General features: G+C 70.9%; 3 protein-coding genes. 2 read left to right on the forward strand and 1 reads right to left on the reverse strand.

Translation table 11 applies throughout. The features are described from left to right. Together RMO85_RS10495 and RMO85_RS10500 are read left to right on the forward strand one after the other, a co-directional pair. A partial coding sequence (locus tag RMO85_RS10495; protein ID WP_310528674.1) for a DnaJ C-terminal domain-containing protein occupies window positions 1–478 on the forward strand: 478 nt, incomplete at its 5' end. Window positions 479–481: 3 nt separating this feature from the next. Further along, window positions 482–1,228 (forward strand): 16S rRNA (uracil(1498)-N(3))-methyltransferase, encoded by a 747-nt coding sequence (locus RMO85_RS10500; protein ID WP_310528675.1) that lies wholly within the window; start codon window positions 482–484, stop codon window positions 1,226–1,228. 170 nt (window positions 1,229–1,398) lie between these two features. On the opposite strand, the gene RMO85_RS10505 is transcribed toward RMO85_RS10500, so the two are convergent. After that, window positions 1,399–1,925: Gmad2 immunoglobulin-like domain-containing protein (locus RMO85_RS10505; RefSeq protein ID WP_310528676.1), on the reverse strand; the 527-nt coding region annotated here is incomplete at its 5' end.

The following is a 1,925-nucleotide window of genomic DNA, read 5'->3' on the forward strand; positions in this document are numbered from 1 at the left end:
CACCGAGCAGGGCGAGGTCGGCCCCGGCGGCGGCCCGCCCGGTGACCTCTACGTCGAGATCCACGTCGACTCCCACCCGACCTTCACCCGCCACGGCAACGACCTGCACAGCACCGTCACCCTGCCGATGACCGCGGCCGCGCTGGGCACGACGCTGACGCTGCCGCTGCTCGAGGCCGACCTCGAGGTCGGGGACGACTCCGAGGTCCGCACCGACTACGACCTCGTGATCGGCCCCGGCACCCAGTCGGGCAGCGAGCAGATCCTCCGCGGCTTCGGCGTCCCCGGTCTACGTGGGGGTCGAGGCGACCTGGTCGTCACCGTCGTCGTCGACACCCCGACCCGGCTCGACGATCGCCAGGAGGAGCTCCTGCGCGAGCTGGCCGCCCTCCGCGGCGAGGAGTCGCCCACCGGCCAGGTGCAGTCCTCGCAGAAGTCCGTCTTCGGCCGGCTGCGCGACGCCTTCCAGCAGCACTGAGCCATGTCGCTGCCGGTCCATCTCGTCGCCTCCCTCGACGGCGTCGCCGTCGGGTCCGACGTCGAGGTGACCGGTGACGAGGCACACCACGCCGTCGCCGTACGCCGCCTGCGAGCCGGCGAGGAGGTCGTGCTCACCGACGGCGCGGGTCACCGCGTCGTGGGGTCCGTTGCGTCGACGGGAAAGCGGCTCTTCAACGTGACGGTGACGTCCGCGTCCTTCATCGAGCGACCTGCTCCGTCCTTCACCGTCGTCCAGGCCCTGCCCAAGGGTGACCGGGGCGAGCTGGCGGTCGAGGTGCTCACCGAGATCGGGGTCGACACCATCGTCCCGTGGGCAGCCTCCCGGTCGGTGGCGGTCTGGAAGGGCGAACGCGCGGCCAAGTCGCACGCCAGGTGGCAGGCCACCGCGCGCGAGGCAGGCAAGCAGTCGCGTCGCACCTGGCAGCCTTCCGTGACTGCGCTGGCTTCGACGAACGACGTCGTCGCCCTCGTGGGGAGCGCCGCGCTCGTCGCCGTGCTCCACGAGGACGCCACCACCCCGCTCGCCTCGCTCGACGTGCCGACCGTTGGCGAGATCGTCGTCATCGTCGGCCCCGAGGGTGGCATCGCTGCCGACGAGCTGGCGGCCTTCGAGGCCGCCGGCGCCGTCACCGTCCGCCTGGGCGACGAGGTGCTGCGTACGTCGACCGCCGGCGTCGCCGCGGTCAGCGCCCTGCTCTCGCGCACCCACCGCTGGGGTCAGAGCTAGGTCTTCGGTTCTCGACCGACGTGCCGGGGGCCACTTCGATGGTGATCGTCGTCGTTGTCGCGGCGTGTCGCCATCGCCGTACGGCGTGTCCCGGGCTCGGACGCCTGAATGTGAGCCCGACGGTCGGCTCTTGGACCTGAGTCTTCTCGAGAATCAGGTCGAAGAGACACCTACTCCACGACAGTGATGCGCCGGCTGTCCGTGTGTTCGCGGCCCTGTCCGGACGGGTCGTCGGTCGACGAGACAACGAGATAGTCGCCGGGCGGGACGTCGGTCAGGTCGAAGGTGACCTCGAAGGGGAACAGCCTGTCCTCGCCCCAGCCGGCGATCGCGGGCAGCTGGTCGACGATGTAGGTGCCCTCCCAGCGCTGGATGCGGGTGACGATGTTGCCCTCGAAGGAGTTGCCGGCGCCCTGGACGACGAGCGGCTCGTCGTTGTCGACCTGCATCCCCTCAGTGGGCGTGGTGATCGAGACGAGCGCAAGGGTGTCGAGCACCGGACCGTTGGCGAGCGGCTCGGAGACGGGTATCCCGAGGATCTGGTCGGTGCGCTCACCGTCGAGAGTGAGCTCCACCGGCACCCGGCCCTGGCCGTAGATCGCCTGGGCGGTGTAGACGAGCTGCTCGATCGCCAGACCGGCCTCGGCCGGTGACATGCCTGCAGGTCGTCCGCGCGGCGCCTCCGCGACGTCGATCT

Source organism: Nocardioides sp. (assembly GCF_031422975.1).
Lineage (GTDB): Bacteria > Actinomycetota > Actinomycetes > Propionibacteriales > Nocardioidaceae > Nocardioides.

What these genes read in the sequence shown, in the direction of transcription:
- RMO85_RS10500 (WP_310528675.1), top strand. Translation starts at nt 482, where the DNA reads ATGTCGCTGCCGGTCCATCTCGTCGCCTCCCTCGACGGCGTCGCCGTC.